Annotated in this window: 11 protein-coding genes; 4 read left to right on the plus strand and 7 right to left on the minus strand. The window is 71.2% G+C overall.

The genetic code is table 11. The features are described 5' to 3' along the window. On the minus strand, nt 1-1,956 hold the full coding sequence (locus tag JRI60_RS08785) for a carboxypeptidase regulatory-like domain-containing protein (RefSeq protein WP_204225395.1): 1,956 nt from the start codon (nt 1,954-1,956) through the stop codon (nt 1-3). Nucleotides 1,957-2,035: 79 nt separating this feature from the next. On the opposite strand from JRI60_RS08785, the gene JRI60_RS08790 reads away from it, so the two are divergent. Further along, nucleotides 2,036-2,656 carry a glutathione S-transferase family protein gene (locus tag JRI60_RS08790; protein ID WP_204225396.1) on the plus strand — a complete coding sequence of 207 codons (621 nt, stop codon included), beginning with the start codon at nt 2,036-2,038 and terminating at the stop codon, nt 2,654-2,656. A 172-nt stretch (nt 2,657-2,828) separates the two neighbouring features. Continuing rightward, nucleotides 2,829-6,800 (plus strand): DEAD/DEAH box helicase, encoded by a 3,972-nt coding sequence (locus JRI60_RS54415; RefSeq protein ID WP_204225397.1) that lies wholly within the window; start codon nt 2,829-2,831, stop codon nt 6,798-6,800. 22 nt (nt 6,801-6,822) lie between these two features. On the opposite strand, the gene JRI60_RS08800 is transcribed toward JRI60_RS54415, so the two are convergent. From JRI60_RS08800 to sitA5, 5 genes are all read right to left on the minus strand, one after another. Beyond that, a complete protein-coding gene (locus JRI60_RS08800; RefSeq protein ID WP_204225398.1) occupies nt 6,823-7,110 on the minus strand; it encodes a hypothetical protein in 288 nt (95 codons plus the stop codon). 71 nt (nt 7,111-7,181) lie between these two features. Continuing rightward, on the minus strand, nt 7,182-7,940 hold the full coding sequence (locus JRI60_RS08805) for a carbohydrate deacetylase (protein ID WP_204225399.1): 759 nt from the start codon (nt 7,938-7,940) through the stop codon (nt 7,182-7,184). 81 nt (nt 7,941-8,021) lie between these two features. Continuing rightward, the gene (locus JRI60_RS08810) at nt 8,022-9,983 is read right to left on the minus strand and encodes a protein kinase domain-containing protein (protein ID WP_430384399.1); all 1,962 of its coding nucleotides are present in this window, start codon (nt 9,981-9,983) and stop codon (nt 8,022-8,024) included. Nucleotides 9,984-10,074: 91 nt separating this feature from the next. Further along, entirely contained in the window at nt 10,075-10,518 is a 444-nt protein-coding gene (locus JRI60_RS08815; RefSeq protein ID WP_204225401.1) for an SMI1/KNR4 family protein, read from the minus strand. Beyond that, nucleotides 10,515-12,017, minus strand: a complete 1,503-nt coding sequence (gene sitA5, locus JRI60_RS08820) for a SitA5 family polymorphic toxin (RefSeq protein WP_430384400.1) — start codon at nt 12,015-12,017, stop codon at nt 10,515-10,517. The genes JRI60_RS08815 and sitA5 overlap by 4 nt, the downstream gene beginning before the upstream one ends. A 303-nt stretch (nt 12,018-12,320) precedes the next feature. Between sitA5 and JRI60_RS08825 the strand changes: the two genes are divergently transcribed. Together JRI60_RS08825 and JRI60_RS08830 are read left to right on the plus strand one after the other, a co-directional pair. Beyond that, on the plus strand, nt 12,321-13,601 hold the full coding sequence (locus tag JRI60_RS08825; RefSeq protein WP_204225403.1) for an amidohydrolase family protein: 1,281 nt from the start codon (nt 12,321-12,323) through the stop codon (nt 13,599-13,601). A 12-nt stretch (nt 13,602-13,613) separates the two neighbouring features. Further along, entirely contained in the window at nt 13,614-14,174 is a 561-nt protein-coding gene (locus JRI60_RS08830; protein ID WP_204225404.1) for a peroxiredoxin, read from the plus strand. A 3-nt stretch (nt 14,175-14,177) separates the two neighbouring features. Here the strand turns inward: JRI60_RS08830 and JRI60_RS08835 are convergent, their stop codons facing one another. Continuing rightward, complete coding sequence (locus JRI60_RS08835) at nt 14,178-16,937, minus strand: phosphoenolpyruvate carboxylase (RefSeq protein ID WP_204225405.1); 2,760 nt, start codon at nt 16,935-16,937, stop codon at nt 14,178-14,180. Nucleotides 16,938-16,979 lie beyond the last annotated feature (42 nt).

Here is a 16,979-nt window from a genome sequence, read left to right on the forward strand (position 1 = left end):
CTACCGGCGGATGCTCCGCCGCGTCACGATGAGGTCCACGACGGGCGCGGGGCTCCCCCCAGCGCCCACCGCCGAGGCCCTGCGCACCCCGAGCACCAACCGGCTGCCCTCGGGGCCCCGGATGCGTTGCACCGCCTCCGCGAAGCCCATCTCCACCACGGGGCGCCCGTCGATGCGCACGATGCCGTCCCCCGTGACGAGCCCCGCCTCGGCCGCGCCTCCGCCGGGCATGACCTCTCCCAGCACCAGTGCGTCCTCGCGCGCGGCGAGCACCGCTCCGATTCCCACCAGCTCCACTTGCGGCTCCTCGCCCTCCGCCGTCTTCCGCAGCTCGATGGTCCGCGGAGGCGTGGCCCCGGGGCGCACCGTGATGCCCGAGAGGACCCGGCTGTGGTGCTTGTCGGCGGAGACGAACAGGGACACCTCGCCCGTTGGCAGTCCGTCGAGCGTGAAGTTCCCCCGCGCATCCGTGAGGGCGTCGTAGCGCAGCGACAGCGCGCCACCGCCCGTCCCCAGTCCCTCGACCGAGATGCGTGCGCGCTCCAGGGGGAGGTTCGTGTCCGCCTCCACCACGCGTCCCGTCATCGTCGCGCCAGGCGACAAGGCGAAGTCCGTCGTCAACGGCCCGGACGCCCCCTTCGGCACCTCCACGCTGGCCTCGGAGGGCGCGTAGCCGTGCGCGGCCACCTCCACGACGTAGCTCCCGGCCGGGACGCCAGCCACCTCGTAGCGGCCCTGTGCGTCGATGAACGAGAGCTGCGCGAAGGCATCCCGCTGGAGCGGGCCTCGCTTCGTGAACACGGCCAGGGTGAAGGAGGGGAGGGGTTTGCCGGAGGCCGCGTCGCGCACCGTGCCCCCCAGCTTCGCCCCCCGCGCCAGCGTCAGCACCAGGTCCTTCCGGCCCGCCGCCACGTCCCGGAGCTCTCCGGGCGCGAGCCCCATCAGCCTCGCGGTGACGTCGTAGGTGCCCGTCTCCAGGCCCTCGACCGAGAAGCGCCCCTCCGCGTCCGTCACCGTCTCGTAGCCGAGCTCGTCCCCGTACCTGCGGGGCCAGGCGCTCGCGGCGGACGCCACCGACACCAGGGCCCCGGCCACCGCCGTTCCTCCTCCGTCCACCACGCGCCCCGCCAGGGTCTCGCCCAGGGCGGCGGCCGAGGCGCTCTCGCGCTTGCCCAGGACCAGCACCAGCTTGCGCGACAGCACCACCGAGGGCGTCACCTCGGCCCGGGCGGAGGCGTACGCGGGGTGGCGCGCCTCCACGGTGGCTCCCTCGGGGGCATGGAAGCGGAGCTCCCCGCGCACATCGCTCGTGTAGCGGTCCGACGTGGGGAAGAGCACCGACTCACCGCCTCGCCCCGTGAGGACGCGCACCTGTGCGCCGGCCACGGGCTTCCCCTCCACATCCAGCACCGTGCCCAGCAGCTCCGCCTCGGGCGTCAGCGCGAGCACGATGTCCGAGATGCGCTGGCCGGGCACGGCCGTGAGGCGGATGGGGCTCTGTCCCCACTCGGGGCCGAAGGGCAGGTAGCCTCGCGCCGTCACCACCGCGAGCTGCCACGTGCCCGGCGTGTGGGGCACGAAGCGGAACCGGCCACTCGCCTCCGTGCGTGCCGACGTGGCACCTGCCTCCGCCGCGAAGGTCAGCTCGGCGCCCTCCACGCCCTCGCCCGTGGTGGCCGAGATGACACGGCCCTCGAAGGCGCCCAGTGGCTCGGCCGAGTCCTCGGCGCGCGTGGCGGGCACGAGCCGCGAGGGCAGGGCGGACGCGGCGTGGGCCGGCTCCCGTCCCGGTGACGTTCGTGTATCGGGACTCGCCGGAGCGGGCTTCGCGGCGGGGGTCCCCGCCGGGGCCCGTGCCTCCTGGGGCTCCTTCCTTCCACCGCTCAGGAGGAAGAGGGCGCCCCCCAGGAGCACCAGCACGGCGACGAGCAGCCCGATTGTGCGCTTCCGATCCATGGTGTGGAAGGCTAGCGCAACGCCGGGGCCACTCTTATACCCTCGCGCCGCTCCAAACCCCCACTGGGAGGAATCGCGTATGAAGGTCTACGGTCACCCGATGAGCACCTGTACCCGGAAGGTCCTCACCACCCTCGCCGAGAAGGGGCACGAGGCCCAGTTCGAGCTGGTGGACCTGTCGAAGGGTCAGCAGAAGTCGCCCGCGTACATGGCGAAACACCCCTTCGGTGTCATCCCCTTCCTCGAGGATGACGGCTTCACGATGTACGAGTCCCGCGCCATCATCCGCTACCTCGACGCGAAGCTGCCGGGCCCCAAGCTCACCCCGGGCGATACCGCCTCGCTCGGCCGCATGGAGCAGTGGCTCAGCGTCGAGCAGTCCTATTTCACGCCCCACTGCATGGCCATCGTCATGGAGCTCGTCTTCAAGGCCATGCGCGGCGGCGGCAAGCCGGACATGGACAAGGTGAACAAGGGCCGGGACGAGAGCGCCAGGGCGCTCGACGTCGTCGACCGCGCCCTCATGTCGCAGGCCTACCTCGCGGGCGACACGTTCTCGCTCGCGGAGATCTCCTGGCTGCCGTACCTGCAGTACCTGTCGGCCACGCCCTACGGCACCCTCATCACCGAGCGTCCGCACGTGAAGTCGTGGTGGCAGCGCATCAGCACCCGGCCCTCGTGGAAGAAGGTGAACGGCTAGTCGTTCCCGTCTCCCGCGCGCGGGTCCGGTCGAGCGCCTGTCGTCTCCCGGACCCGCCGCGTCCTTTCCGTCCACCAGACGGGACTCCTTCCCGCTCGGCTGCAAGCCCGGTCTGCGCGAGAGCCGCGCGCGGATGCGGACAAGTGCGTGCCTGGGGGTTATCTTCCAGGTCATGTCGAAGGAACAACCGCAGAAGTCATCCCCGCACGCCAGCCAGTGGTTGGTGAAGTGGCTCACGGGTCCCGAGCTCCTCGAGATGGCGGGCGCGGAGCTGCACTCCCGGGGCGAGGCCCTGGCGCGGAAGGGCCGCGTGCTGACATGGGGCGTGGAGGCCAACACCCTCAGCGGTCTGGTGCGCGGGCGCAGTGGCGTCCGCCACGAGGTGCGGCTCGTGGCGGAAGAAGACAGCCTGGAGGCCGAGTGCCAGTGTTCCCGCTACCACCAGGAGGGCGTCTGCGAGCACGTGGTGGCGCTCGGCCTGGTCTGGCTCGCGGCCATGGCTTCCCAGGAGGACGTGTCCCGGCCTCCGTCCACGGATGTGGACCTGCCGTGGACCCCCGAGGGGGTGGGGGAATGGCTGGAGGCGCACCATGTCACCCATCTGCGGCGCGTCCCCCTCCTGGCGCTGGAGGCCCTCCTTCCCAAGGGCTTTGGTGCCACCCACGGGCTGTACCGGATCGCCGAGGAGCCCCTCACCTCGCTGTTGGATGGGACGCTGGAGCTGCCCACCACCTATTCGGCCAAGGCCCGGTCCCTGCTCGTGCAGGCCGCCTGGGCCCGGGCCGAGAGCGAGGCCCACATCGTTCGCCAGGGCGTCGAATACGAGCGCCAGCACCCCGAGCCTCCGTCTCCGACGGACGCGCGTCTGGTGCCGCTCGTCCAGGCGCTCCAGCAGGTGCGCGCGCGCGTGCGGGCACACGCCGTCCCGCGCCTGTTGAGCCTGGTCCGCTGCGAGCTCAACTTCACGGACAAGCCCCTGGTCGCCCACGTCCACGAGCCCATCTACCTGTTCGGCTCGCGCTCCATCCTCGATGCCAGCCTGCACCAGCGCTGCGTGCAGGTGGACCTGCTCCCGCTGCTCGAGGGCGAGGACGCCGTCACCTGCTCGGTCTGCGCGCCGGTGCCTCCCGCCCTCTGTCTGCATGCCCTGACCGCGTTGGATTCGCTGCTCGTGTCCCTGGGAGAATCGCGGCGGGTGAAGGAGAACGCGTGGCTCGCCGAGCGACTCTTCGAGGCGCCGGGCCGGCAACTGCTCTCGGCGCTGGACAAGGCCAGCCTCCTGGCGAGGACCCGGCAGGAGACCCGATCTCCCGTCCAGGTCAGCTTCCGGCTGGAGGGCGTCGCGCACGGGACTCCCCACCTGCGGGCGTACCTCCACAGGCCCTTGAAACGAGGGGGGCTGTCCAAGGGGACACCGGTGGCGCCTCGCGACGAAGCGGAAGCGCTCGCCACCCTCGTGTCTCCCGAGGAGGTGGAGGCCTTCGAGCTGTGCCGGCTCATCCCCGAGCAGTACGACGCGGGTGCTCGCCACCGGATGTTGGTGCATGCGCTGAAGCTGCTCGCGCACAGCTCCCGGCTCGTTCTCGAGTCCCGGTTGGAGGTCCCGCTGCGGGTGCGCTCCGTGACGATCGGCTTCACCTTCGAGGAGATGGGGGAAGGGGAGGCCGGGTTGCGGGTGCGGCCCTCCGTGGCGGGCACTCCGGTACCGCCCTGGGTCTGGAGGGGACAGCTTCACCGCAGCGCCCCCCAGCCGTGGTTGTACGTGGAGCGCGAGGTGCCGCGGGTGTCTCTGGTGTCCGTGCCGCCCGAGGCGCTGGCCGTGTTGGGCTCCGTGGTGGAATACGGAGGGCGGCTGCCCGCTCCGGCGCGCGCGGAGGTGCTGCGGCGGCTCGGCGGGGTGGAGTCGGCCTTCCCGGTGTCCCTGCCGCCGTCGTTGGAGGCGCGCGAGGTGCCGGCCGAGCCCGGGTTGCTGCTGCGGCTGCGGCCCACGGGGGCGGAGTCCCTGGAGGGCTCGCTGCTCGTGCGACCGCTGCCCGAGGCTCCGCCGCTGGTGCCAGGGGAGGGCGCGGAGATCGTCCGGGGCGTGCGCGGGGGTGAGCGGGTGCGGGTGCGGAGGGCGCTGGAGGCCGAGCGCTCCGAGGCGGCCGCGCTGTTGGAGCGGCTGGAGTTGTCGTTGGAGGAGCACGGGCACTTCACCCTGGAGGGGCCGGAGGCGGCGCTCGGCTTCCTCGAGAGGTTGGAGCCCCTGACGGGCCCCGGTGTGCGCGTGGAGTGGGAGGAGCGTCCCTGGAGCGTGGTGCGCTCGCCGGACGCGCGGGGCCTCCAGGTGGCGGTGCGCCGCGAGCGGGACTGGTTTGGCGTGGAGGGGGGCGTCCAGCTGGAGGGCGATCGGGTGGAGCTGGCCGTGCTGCTGGACGCGATGCGGCGCGGGCACCGCTACGTGCCGCTGGCGCCGGGCCGGTGGATGCGGCTCACCGAGCAACTGCGGGAGCAGCTCTCCCCCCTGGCGGACCTGGCGCACGCCTCCCATGGCAAGTGGGAGGTGAGCGCGGCGGCGGCGCCCGTGCTGGACGGACTGTCCGAGGCGGGGGCCGAGGTGGCGGCTCCCCCGGACTGGCGCCAGCTGGCCGGACGCATCCGCGAGGCCCAGCGGATGAAGGTGCCGGTGCCCACGGGGCTGAAGGCCGAGCTGCGCGACTACCAGCGCGAGGGCTTCCAGTGGATGGCGCGGCTGGCGGAGTGGGGCGGGGGCGGGTGCCTGGCGGACGACATGGGGTTGGGCAAGACGCTGCAGGCGCTCGCGCTGCTGCTGCACCGCGCGAAGGCCGGCCCGGCGTTGGTGGTGGCGCCCACCTCGGTGTGCTTCAACTGGGTGCGCGAGGCGGCGCGCTTCGCCCCCTCGCTGAAGGTGCAGGCCTATCGGGAGGCGGAGCGGGAGTCGCTGCTCTCCGGCCTGGGTGCCAGGGACGTGGTGGTGGTGAGCTACACGCTGCTCACTCGCGACGTGGCACGCTTCTCCGAGGTGTCCTTCGCCACGCTGGTGCTGGACGAGGCCCAGGCGGTGAAGAACCCGGACACCGCGCGGGCCAAGGCGGTGCGGGCGCTGAATGCCGAGGCGCGCATGGCCCTGTCGGGCACGCCGGTGGAGAACCGGCTGTCGGAGTTGTGGAGCCTCTTCCGGCTCGTCTTCCCGGGGCTGCTGGGCAGCCGCGAGTCCTTCCGGGAGCGCTTCGCCGCTCCCATCGAGCGCACGAAGGACCCGAGGGCCCGCGCGGCGCTGGCGCGGGTGGTGCGGCCCTTCATGTTGCGGCGCACCAAGGGAGAGGTGGCGCGCGAGCTGCCGCCGCGCCTGGAGACGGTGGTGCCCATCACCCTCTCCGAGGGCGAGCGCCGCCTGTACGAGGACACGCGGCTGGCGGCCCTGGCGCGGTTGAAGGACGCGGAGGGGCCGCGCAAGCGCTTCGAGGTGCTGGCGGCGTTGACGCGGCTGCGGCTGGCGGCCTGTCACCCGAGGCTGGTGGACTCGGACTCGCCCCTGTCGTCCTCGAAGCTGGAGCGCCTGCTGGAGGTGGTGGACACGCTGCGGAGCGAGGGGAGCCGGGCACTCGTCTTCAGCCAGTTCGTCAAGCACCTGGCGCTGGTGCGCGAGGCCTTGGAGGCGCGGGGCGTGTCGTTGCAGTACCTGGACGGGCAGACGCCCGCGGCCGAGCGCGAGACGCGGGTGGCGGCCTTCCAGCGGGGCGAGGGGGAGGTCTTCCTCATCTCCCTCAAGGCGGGCGGGACGGGCCTCAACCTCACCGCGGCGGACCATGTCCTGCACCTGGACCCCTGGTGGAATCCGGCGGCGGAGGATCAGGCCACGGATCGGGCGCACCGCATCGGGCAGACGAAGCCCGTCACGGTGACACGGCTCATCTCCGAGGGGACCATCGAGGAGGCCATCCTCGCGTTGCACGAGGAGAAGCGGGACCTGGCCAGCAGCCTGCTGTCCGAGGCGGACGGGGCGGCGGCGCTCTCCACCGAGCAGCTCCTCGCACTCCTGCGCTACGGGCCCGAGGCGGAGTCCACCACCACTTCCGGAGGCATGCTCCCCGCGCGCCGTGCCAGTGTGGGCCTGGAGTCCAGTGGCCCCTCACCGGCTTGAGGCGGGGAGCGCGCCGGGGTGACTACTTGGGCTTGGAGGCGCCGCCGCAGCCCGCGGCACCGCAACCGGCCGCGCCGCAGCCCGCCGCGCCGCCCTTCTCCGGGGTGGCCGAGGCCTTGGTGTCACCGGAGGGCTGGCCCTCCTGGGTCTTCGCGGCGCCACAGGAGGCCTCGCCGCCCTTGGCGGCGCCACAGGAGCCCTGCGCGCCCTTCTCGGCGGTGGGAGCGGCGGAGGAGGTGGTGGCGCAGCCGGTGACGAGCGAGCCGAGGGACAGGGTGCCAACGAGAGCGGCCAGGGTCTTGACGTTCATGGGGTTTCCTCTGGGTGAAGTGTGTGTGTCCGAGGTGGAACGGACTTTAATACGCGGCGCGGGGAGAAGGGTTACACGCCGGTGTTTTTCGCCCCCGTGAGGACGCGGAAGCTGGTGGGCTTCAGCCCGAGGCGCGCGAGGGCCATGTGGGCCCGGGGGTGGAGGAAGGTGGCCAGCTCCACCTCGCGCTGGTGCGCGTAGCCGCTCTTCACCGCCTCGGGCGTGTAGCCCGGGTGGCACATCAGCTCGATGACGCCCTGCTCGGGCAATGTGTCGAGCTGTTGCTCCAGGCGCTCCAGCGTCCAGTAGGCCTCGGCCCCCGTGTCTCCGAGCAAGTGGTCGTTGGTGGCCACGCCGTGGGCCCGCAGCGCGCGGCGCATGTTCGCGTGGATGGAGCGCACCGGCAGGCGGGCCACGCGGGCGGCTCGCACCAGGCCCTCGAAGACGCCGGGATGCTGGTGCAGGTGCTTGTGCACGTCCACGTGGGTGGCGGGCTGGCCGAGCAACAGGTCCAACCGCTCCAGCTGGGCGAGTGTCTCCGCCTCCACCACGTCCGGTGGGAGGTGCTGGACGAGCGCCTCCGAGAAGGCGCCGAGCTGGAGGAATTCACTGGGGAAGGCGGCCCACACGGGCAGGCCGCGGGCGAGGTTGAGGTGCAGGCCGATGGACAGGCCCCGGGCCTCGTCGGCGGCCGTGTCCGCGTAGGGCGTGTTCACCATGAAGGTGGCCGAGGAGACGATGCCCTCGTGCATGGAGCGGAGGATGCCGCGGGTGATGGCCGGGTCGTATCCCAGGTCATCGGCGTTGATGATGAGGGCGCGCGCGGACACAGCGGGGCTCCTGGGCTCGGCAATGCGACGTCATGCGTACTCCATTCCACCCGCTGGGAGTAGCCTCGGGGCCGTGGAGGCTCAGCGGGCCGGAGCACACCCGGTCGCGAGCGCCCTGGCCTGCTCCGGGAAGCGGGCCTCCAGTGAACGCTTGACCACCTCGACATCGTCCACCCGGCCCGCGTGGGCGAGCACCTGACAGAGGGAGACGAGGGCGCGCGGGTCCTTGGGCGCGAGCCGATCCGCCTCGCGGTAGGCCCGCTCGGCGCCGGAGATGTTGTCCTGACGGAAGAGGACCGCCCCCAGGTAGGAGTGGGCGAGCGCGAGCTCCGGCTCCTTGCGCAGCGCGCGCCGCAGCAGGGAGGCGGCCTCGTCCAGCTTGTCCTGGCGGTAGCGCACGAAGCCCAGCTCCGCGAGCGCCCGGGCGTCCTCGGCGCGGCGCGTCCAGGCCCCCAGCACCTCCGCGGCCTGGTCGAGCTGGCCGGTGCTCGACAGCAGCAGGCCGTAGCGCGGGGCCACCCGGGCGTCGCGCGGGTGCTTCTCGTACGCCTGGGCGAGGGCCGAGACGGCCCCGGACACGTCTCCCTGGCGCTCACGCAGCTCGGCGAGGGCCAGGGACGGGCGGACATCCTTGGGGGAGGCGAGCGCGGTGGCCTGTTCGATGGCGCGCTCGGCGCGGCGGCCCATGCGCAGCTCGGTGCTGGCACGTGCGGCGAGCAGGTGGGCCTCCACGTCCTGGGGGAAGCGCGCGACGAAGGCCTCGGCGACGTCCAGCGCCTCGGCGGGAGCGCCCGCGGCGAGCAGCAGCGCGCCGGCCCGGGCGAGCTGGGCCGCGGTGGCGCGCTCGTCCTGCCCGAGTCCCTCGAGGGCGGAGACGCGGGCCTTGGGGGCGGTGGTGGCCTCGGCGGTGGCGAGTCTCTGCGCGGGGGGAGGAGCCTGACGCAGGACCAGGGTGGCCCCACCCCCGAGGGCGAGCAGTCCCCCGAGCATCGCCACCACGAGGACGAGCTTCCGCTTCCTCGCGGGCGGCGGTGGGGGGGCCGCCTGCACGGCGGGCGCCTCCTGGGGTGGGGCCAGGGCGGGCGTGTTCACCGGTTGGCGCGCGGGGGCGTTGGTGGCGGAGGGCTGGGAGGGATCGGCGAGCCGGGCGCTGCGGAGGGCCTGCCGCTTCGGGTCGCTGTCGAGCGGGAAGAGCGACTCCACATAGTCGGCGACCTGCTCGGGGGAGGCCACCTCGGCGGAGCCGCCCACGCGCGCGATGGCCTCGGTGAAGAGCTGGAGGCTCTCGAAGCGCTCCTGGGGGTCGCGCGCGAGCGCCGTGAGGCAGATGTGCTCCAGGGCGGGAGGCACGGACGGGTCGAGCTCGGTGGGAGGACGAGGGCGCTCCGTGGCGATGCGGTGGAGGACGACCTCGGTGCTGGGGCCGGAGAAGGGCCGGCGGCCACAGAGCTGCTCGTAGAGCATCACCCCGGCGGCGAAGATGTCGGCGCGGTGGTCCACGGCGTTGCCGATGATCATCTCCGGCGACATGTAGAAGAACTTGCCCTTGAGGGTGCCGGGCTCGGTGCCGGAGCCGATGGACTCGGCGCGGGCGATACCGAAGTCGATGACCTTCACCGTGCCGCTGACGCCCACGTGGATGTTGTCGGGGGTGAAGTCGCGGTGGACGATGCGCAGCGGGCGGCCCTCCTCGTCCACGGCGCGGTGGGCGGCATCGAGCCCCCGGCACGCGTCCACGAGGATGCGCAGGGTGATGCCCAGGGGCACGTGCTGGCCGCGCTCGGCGGCCGCCTGGCGCACCTCGGCGAAGGAGCGGCCCTCGAGCAGCTCCATGGCGATGAAGGGCTCGTTGCCCTCGACGCCGAGCTCCAGGATGGAGACGACGTTGGGGTGCTGTATCTGCGCGGTGATGCGGGCCTCGTTGAGGAACATCTGCACCACGCGCCGGTCGGTGAGCATGTGGGGCAGCAGCCGCTTCACGGCCACGGCCGGACCACGCGAGCCGTCTTCTTCGATGCGACGTCCAAGATACACCTCGGCCATGCCGCCCGTCGCGATGCGCGAGCTCAGGCGGTAGCGGCCGAACCAGGAAGGATTGCTGTCGGGAACCACGATGTCCGCAGTCTACGAGGAGCTAGGCGTCGTGCAAACCGGCCAGGAAGTCGTTGAAGTTGTCAGCGACGGGGTAGATGTCCATTTCCACCGTCACCAGGACGATGCTGGGCTCGTCCGGTGAGTCCCTGTAATCGAAGCACAGGTGCTCGCTGCCCGGTGTCATCGCGAAGGGATAGATACGGGAAGGGATGTGTGGTTGCAAAATACCGTACGAGTCCCTGACGGCGTATGCCCTCTTGTCTGGATCCGAGGTGATGGTCAAGAGAACGCTCATCACATCCCTGACCTTGCCAGCGGAGAAGACGCACGGGGTGGGAGTCATCCCTTGATTCGTCGAGACGAGCTTCTTGTACTCCGCGGGAAGCTCCGCGCTCCATTCCTGCTCCAGGAGGGCGATCTCTCGCGGAGTGGTTGGGCGAGGTGCATCCCAGACATAGGGCTTCCATCGGATGTCTTGTGTCATTGACCTCCTCCCCAGATGGCCATCCCTCCTGTGTGCGGAGCGGCGAGCTTATGCTCTCCAAGAAGGATGAGCTGCATCCGACCCACATCCTGGTGGTGATGCCAGGAGTAGCCGCGTGGTGGAACCATTGACGTCGGTAGTTCTGCGATCATTTCGCGAGTGAGCCCGAGTTCCCTGGCCAGAGCGGGCTCTTGCTCGATTGTCTGGAAGAGCTTCTGGTTTGCCGCCCTGTAGTGCGCGAAGCGGTTTCCACTCCCAATATGGCTGTCATCTAGAATCGTCTCGAACTTTGTCTCGAACCGGGGGAACCCATCCTTGTCGAAGTGGATGGTGTTCTCGCCATTCGTGACGGTCTGTCCGGCCCGGTTGCGGCCCAGGTTCTGGATGGGCTTGGGCGGGCTCCTCGTGCCCTTGTAGGGGAGGATCTTCCCGTCCTCGGTGAGCGTGGGCTTCCGCCACGACTCGATGAATTTCAGTCGGTACCTGCCTGGAGCGCTGGCCTGGGCCGCCTGGCCAGGGGCGGCCTTGTTTCCGCCGCCATTCGTGCCCTGGGAGGCCATGGCCAGGGCGCCTGGGGCCAGCGTCAGGGTGAGGCTGGCCTGTCCCACCGCCACCTGCCGCACCTGCCCGACCGCCGCCAGCCGCACTCCCAGTTGCAGCTCGGCCGTGACGCCCGCCTGCGCGGCGCCCGGCAGTCCCGGTGGCCCCATCATCTGGTTCGCCGTGGAGCCCAGGGCCAGCGTCGCCAGCATCACCAGCAGGCGGCCCGCCTGTGCCCCCATCACCCGGCCGAAGCGCTCTCCGGCCTCACGCACCTCGGTGAAGGTACGAGCCTGCTCCGTCTCCCGCTCCAGCCGTGCCCAGCCCTCCAGCAGGCCCCACACCGTGTCCAGCCCCAGGTACGCCACCATGAGGCAGGTGAAGGAGAGGGCAGCGGCCTGTGTGACGGGATTGGGAAACACCAGCATCGCCAGGTAGCCGGCCATCGCGGACGTCACCAGGGACTGCAGGGCGACCGGGTCCACCATGTCCATCCACACCCCCACCGCTCCCTCCCACACCGAGCCCAGGGAGAGGGTCAGAGCCAGGGTACGCCGTGCCTCGGGTCCCAGGTAGAGGCCCTTGCCCAGCAGGGACAGGCAGTCGCCCGGAGTGCTCCGGCGCTCGCACCAGCGGTAGTAGCCGTGCGTCAGCGCCGCCCGCGCGTCCTCCTGTCCGGCCGGTCCCCAGGAGAGGAGCGCCAGCCGCTGCGGGGGAGGGGAGGGCAGGTCCAACCGGACCACCAGCCGGGCCATGGTGGCATCGAACTGAGCCTGGGTGAGCTCCACCGGGGCCCTGCGCGCGGGGATGAAGGTGCGTGAAGGGCCTTCCTCCGTTTCCAGGTGGAGCTGGATGCGGCTGAGCGGGTCTCGCGCGGAGGTGGGGACCGCGGCGGCCCGCCCTCCGCCCGTCGCGCACGCGGCCAGCAGCAGGCCCGCCATCACCAGCAGCAGGCGCATCATGTGGGCCTCGGGGACGGAGCGTTGTCGTGAACCACGATGCCGCGAGTCTACGAGGCGCGCCGCCTGGCACCACCCCCACCTACCCGGGGTGAAGCCCGTGGTTCTCCGGGTGGGACCGGGCACGTCACACGTCCGTGTCGCGCCGCGTCGTGGATCGGACGTGGAGGACCGGTTTCTCATCCGTTGAGATGCTGTGGCGCGCCATGACGCGAGGGGAATGCTAACGTGGGCCGGTCGGCGCCCGGGGGCGGGGCGCGCCGACGTCGATTGGTGACGCGAACTGGGACAACCGGAGGGACGGTGGGCACGCTCCTGAAAGGTGGAATCGTCGTCGAGCTCGAACCCGCGTGTGTCGAGCGGGTCGATCTGCGTATCGAGGGCGAGCGCATCGTGGCCCGGGGCCCGGATCTGCCGGCGGCGCCGGACGACGAGGTCATCGCGCTCTCGGGCAAGCTGGTCTTCCCCGGGCTGGTGAGCGCGCACCAGCGGCTCCACGCGAGCCTGGGGCGCGGCATGCCCCGGCCGAAGTTGGACGGCTACCAGGACCTGCTGGAGCAGGTGCGCTGGCGCTATGAGGATGCGCTCGACCTGGACGCGGTGCAGGTGGCCGCGACCGCGGGTGGCCTCGAAGCGCTCCAGTGCGGCACCACCACGCTCTTCGACCTGCACTCCTCGCCCCAGGCGATTCAAGGCTCGCTGCTGCGGCTGGGGCGGGGGCTGCACGAGGTGGGCGTGCGCGGGGTGCTCTCCTACGCGGTGACGGACCGCAGGGGCGCGGTGGGGCGCGAGGAGGGGCTGGAGGAGACGGTGTCCTTCACGCGCAAGGCGCGCGGGCGGCTGCGGGGGCAGGTGGGCGCGGCGCCGCTCTTCACCGTCAGCAATGAGGCCCTGGAGGGGCTGGGCGAGGCGGTGCGGAGCACCAACACCGGGCTGCACGTGCCGCTGGCGGAGGATCCGCTGGACGAGAAGCTGTCGGTGGAGCGCTATGGCTCCTCGCCGGTGACGCGGCTGGTGGAGGGCGGGATGCTGTCGCCACAGGCGCTGCTGGCGTACGTGGGGCACCTGTCCTGGCCGGAGCTGGCGCAGCTGTTGCCCTCGGGCGCGTGGCTGGCGCACACGCCGCGCTCCAACATGGAGAGCGAGGTGGGGTACGCACCGGCGCTCAAGTTCGGCCACCGGGCCACGCTGGGCGCGGACGGGGTGAGCGCGGACATGTTCGCCGAGGCCCAGGCGGCCTGGTTGCGCTCGCGCGACGCGGGACAGCCCATCGACGTGCTGCGCTACCTGGCCAACGGGCAGCGCCTGGCCTCGCAGGTGTTCGGCTCGCAGATGGGGCTGATGCGCGAGGGCTCGGTGGCGGACCTGCTCCTCATGGACTACCAGCCCGCCACGCCGCTGACGGCGGAGAACCTGGCGTGGCACGTGGTGTTCGGCCTGGGCTCGCGCCACGTGGAGTCGGTGATGGTGGACGGCGTGTGGCGCGTCTGGGCGCGCCGGCCCCTGTCGGTGAACCCGTCGGTGGTGGCGGAGCAGGCGCGCGAGGCCGCCGCGGCCGTCTGGGCGCGCATGGGCCAGAAGTGATAAGCCGCGAGCATGCTCATTCCCATGCTCGTGGCGGGCCTCCTCGTGGGAGCCACGCCCCAGGTCGGAGAAGTCGCTCCTGAGTTCACGGTGGAGGACACCACCGGCAAGACGTACACGCTGTCCCAGATGGTGAAGAACGGGCCGGTCATCCTGGCCTTCTTCCCCAAGGCCTTCACCAGCGGGTGCACGCGGGAGCTCACGGCGTACCGCGAGCGGTACGCGGACATCGAGAAGCTCAGCGGCCAGGTGCTCGCCGTCAGCATGGACGACAAGGAGACGCTGACGAAGTTCAAGGAGTCGCTGAAGGCGCCGTTCGCGTTCATCCCGGATCCGGAAGGGAAGCTGGCGAGCCTCTACGACGTGAAGACGTCCGACGAGGCGCGGATGCCGGGAATGAAGTTCGCCAACCGCTTCACGTTCGTGATTGGCGAGGACGGCAAGGTCCTGAAGGTGGAGTCCGGTAAGGACGCCATCGACCCGACCGAGGCGATCGCGTCCTGCCCGCTGCGCAAGAAGGCGGACACGGCGAAGGGCTCGGACGCGAAGCAGGCCCAGCCCCAGAAGAAGTAGTCCCTACCCGGTCGTCCGCAGACCACCGGCGATGGCGTTGACCGTGAGCAGGAGCTGGGGCAGCAGCTGCTCGGCCTCGGCCTGTCTCTCGCTCTTGCGCAGCGCGCGCCACGTGCGCAGCAGCTCCCGCTGCTGGTGGTGCAGCACGCCCAGCCACGGCTGGCGCATGCTCAAGGTCCGATGGATGTGGGGCCGGCTCTCCTCCAGCGGGCCGCCCCAGATGGCCTCCAGCATGCGCCGCGTCCGCGCGTACTCGTCCTGGATCATCCCCATCACCCGCTCGCGGACGGCCCCATCCTCGACCAGGGCCGAGTACTCCCGCATCTCCTCCACGTCCGCCGAGAGGATCGTCGTACTGACATTGGTGAGCACATACTTACTCGGGTACCAGTCCAGGGCCTGCTGCTTCAGCGTGGCGAACGCCTCGGGCTGATCGCGCCGCAGGGCTTCCAGGGCGCTGCCCACGCCATACCAGCCGGAGAGGAAGAAGCGGGCCTGGCTCCAGCTGAAGACCCAGGGAATGGCCCGCAGGTCCGCCAGGGTTCTCTTGCCGGTGCGCCGCGCCGGGCGTGAGCCGATCTTGCTGGATTCGATGACATCGATGGGCGTCGCCTGGGCGAAGAAGCCGATGAAGCCCTCGCCCTGCACCAGCGCCTCGTAGGCCCGGCGGCTCGTCTCCGCCAGCGTATCCATGAGGGGCTCGAGCGGGTGGGCCCGCCGCGCGCCATGCCGGGCCAGGAGCGCGGCCTCGGTCGCGCCCGCCAGGAGCAGCTCCAGGTTGTACACGGCGCTGATGAGGTTGGCGTACTTCTGGGAGATCGTCTCTCCCTGCTCGGTCATGCGCAGGTCGCCCTGGAACGAGGACGGCGGCAGCGCGCTGAGAAAGCGGTGGGTGGGACCGGCGCCACGGCTGATGGTGCCGCCGCGGCCATGGAAGAAGCGGAGGCGTACTCCGTTGCGCTGACCCACCGCGGCCAGCGCTTCCTGCGCGCGGTAGAGACCCCACTGGCTGGCCAGGATGCCTCCGTCCTTGTTGCTGTCGCTGTAGCCGATCATCACCTGCTGCACCGGCTGTCCCTCGCCCGAGGCCTTCTGTTGCCAGGCCAGGCTGCGCCTCGTCAGCGGGTGCTCCAGGTAGGCGGAGAGGATCTCCGGGCTGCGCTTCAGGTCGTCGATGGTCTCGAAGAGAGGCACCACCTGCAGGTGGCACACCAACCCCTCGGGCGTGTGGAAGACCAGCCCCGCCTCGCGCGCCAGCAGGTAGACGACGAGCAGGTCCGACAGGCTGCGCGTCATGCTGACGATCAACGAGCCCAGGCCGGCGGGGCCATAGGCCTTCAGGTGTCCGGCCAGGACGCGGTAGCACTCCAGCACCGCATCCGCATGCGGGCCGATGGGCGCTCCCGTCAGCGCGAAGGGGCGAGGCGAGGCCAGCTCCCGCTCGAGGAAGGCGAGACGCCGCGCCTCGTCCCAGTCGACGAAGTCCGTCTCCTCCTGGCCGGCCGCGGCGAGCAGCTCCCCCACGGCCAGGTCGTGGAAGTGGCTGTTCTGCCGGATGTCCAGGGCCGCCAGGTGGAAGCCGAAGGACTGCACCGTGCGGAGGAGGGGCTGCACCTCGCTCCCGGCGAGCCGGCCCGCGCCGATGGCCAGCAGCGACTCGCGCAGCAGGCCCAGGTCCGCGGCCAGCTCGGAGGCTTCGCGGTAGCGGCCCGGCTCGTCGTCGAGCCGAGCGGCCTCGGTGCGGCTCATGTCCAGCGGCAGCCGCGCCACCATGAGGTTGAGGAACTGCCGCCAGGGCTCGTCCGGGTTGCGCTGGATGGCCCGCTGGCCGCGCTCGCCCAGCGGCCCCGCCATCTCGGTGATACGGGCCGTGAGCGCGGGGGGCACGGGCTGTAGCCGGTTGGAGAGGCTCAGCCGGGCGCTCAACCCGGTCAGCCGCTGGTGCAGCAACGCGAGCGCGTTGAGCCGCAACTCACCGAGCGTGTGGTGGGTCACCTGCGCGGTGACGAACGGGTGCCCGTCCCGATCTCCGCCCACCCAATCACCAAAGGACAGGCGTGGCAGACTCGAAGGCTCCTTCAGCGGCTCGAAGCCCACCGCCTCCCAGGCCTGCTGCAGCCGCCGGTCCAGCATGGGCAGTGCCTCGGGGAAGACGTTGCGCAGGTAGTGGATGACATTGCGCAGCTCGGAGGGCACGTCTGGCTTCTCGAGGAAGATTTCCCCGGTACGCCACAGCAGCTCCAGCACCCGCTTGCAGTCCTGACGGATGGCCTGCTGCTCCAGCGGCGTCCACATCTGGTTCTCGCGCTTGACGAGCAGCAGGTAGAGGGCGCGGTGGTGCTCCAGCACGCTGGCGCGCCTCGCCTCGGTGGGGTGGGCGGTGAGCACCGGTTCGACACGCACCTGGGGAAGCACCTCGGCGAGCTGCCGCGCCTCCAGGCCCAGCTCCTTCAAATGATGCAGCACGTGACCCCACAGCCCTGGCTCGGCGGTCACTCCCTCGGTGGACTCGCGGGCCCTGCGCTGCTGGGCCGCCGTGTTCTCCTCGGCCATGTTGAGCAGATGGAAGGCCATGGAGTACGCCTGCACCATGTGCGCGGGTAGACGCGCTGGCGTGGCCCTCGTCTCGCCACGACCGGGGAGGCTCCGGGCGACCTCCTGCTCGCCCAGTTCCTCCAGCACCTCCCTGAAGCAGTCGAGCAGGAAGTCGAGGTCACGCTCCACTTTCGGCAGGTGGGCTGTCGAGGGGTCAGGGGTCTTCATGTCTTCGAGTCCTCTGGGGGCGACTCGAACATAGACACGGCC

This window comes from Archangium violaceum, assembly GCF_016887565.1.
GTDB classification, from domain to species: Bacteria; Myxococcota; Myxococcia; order Myxococcales; family Myxococcaceae; genus Archangium; species Archangium violaceum_B.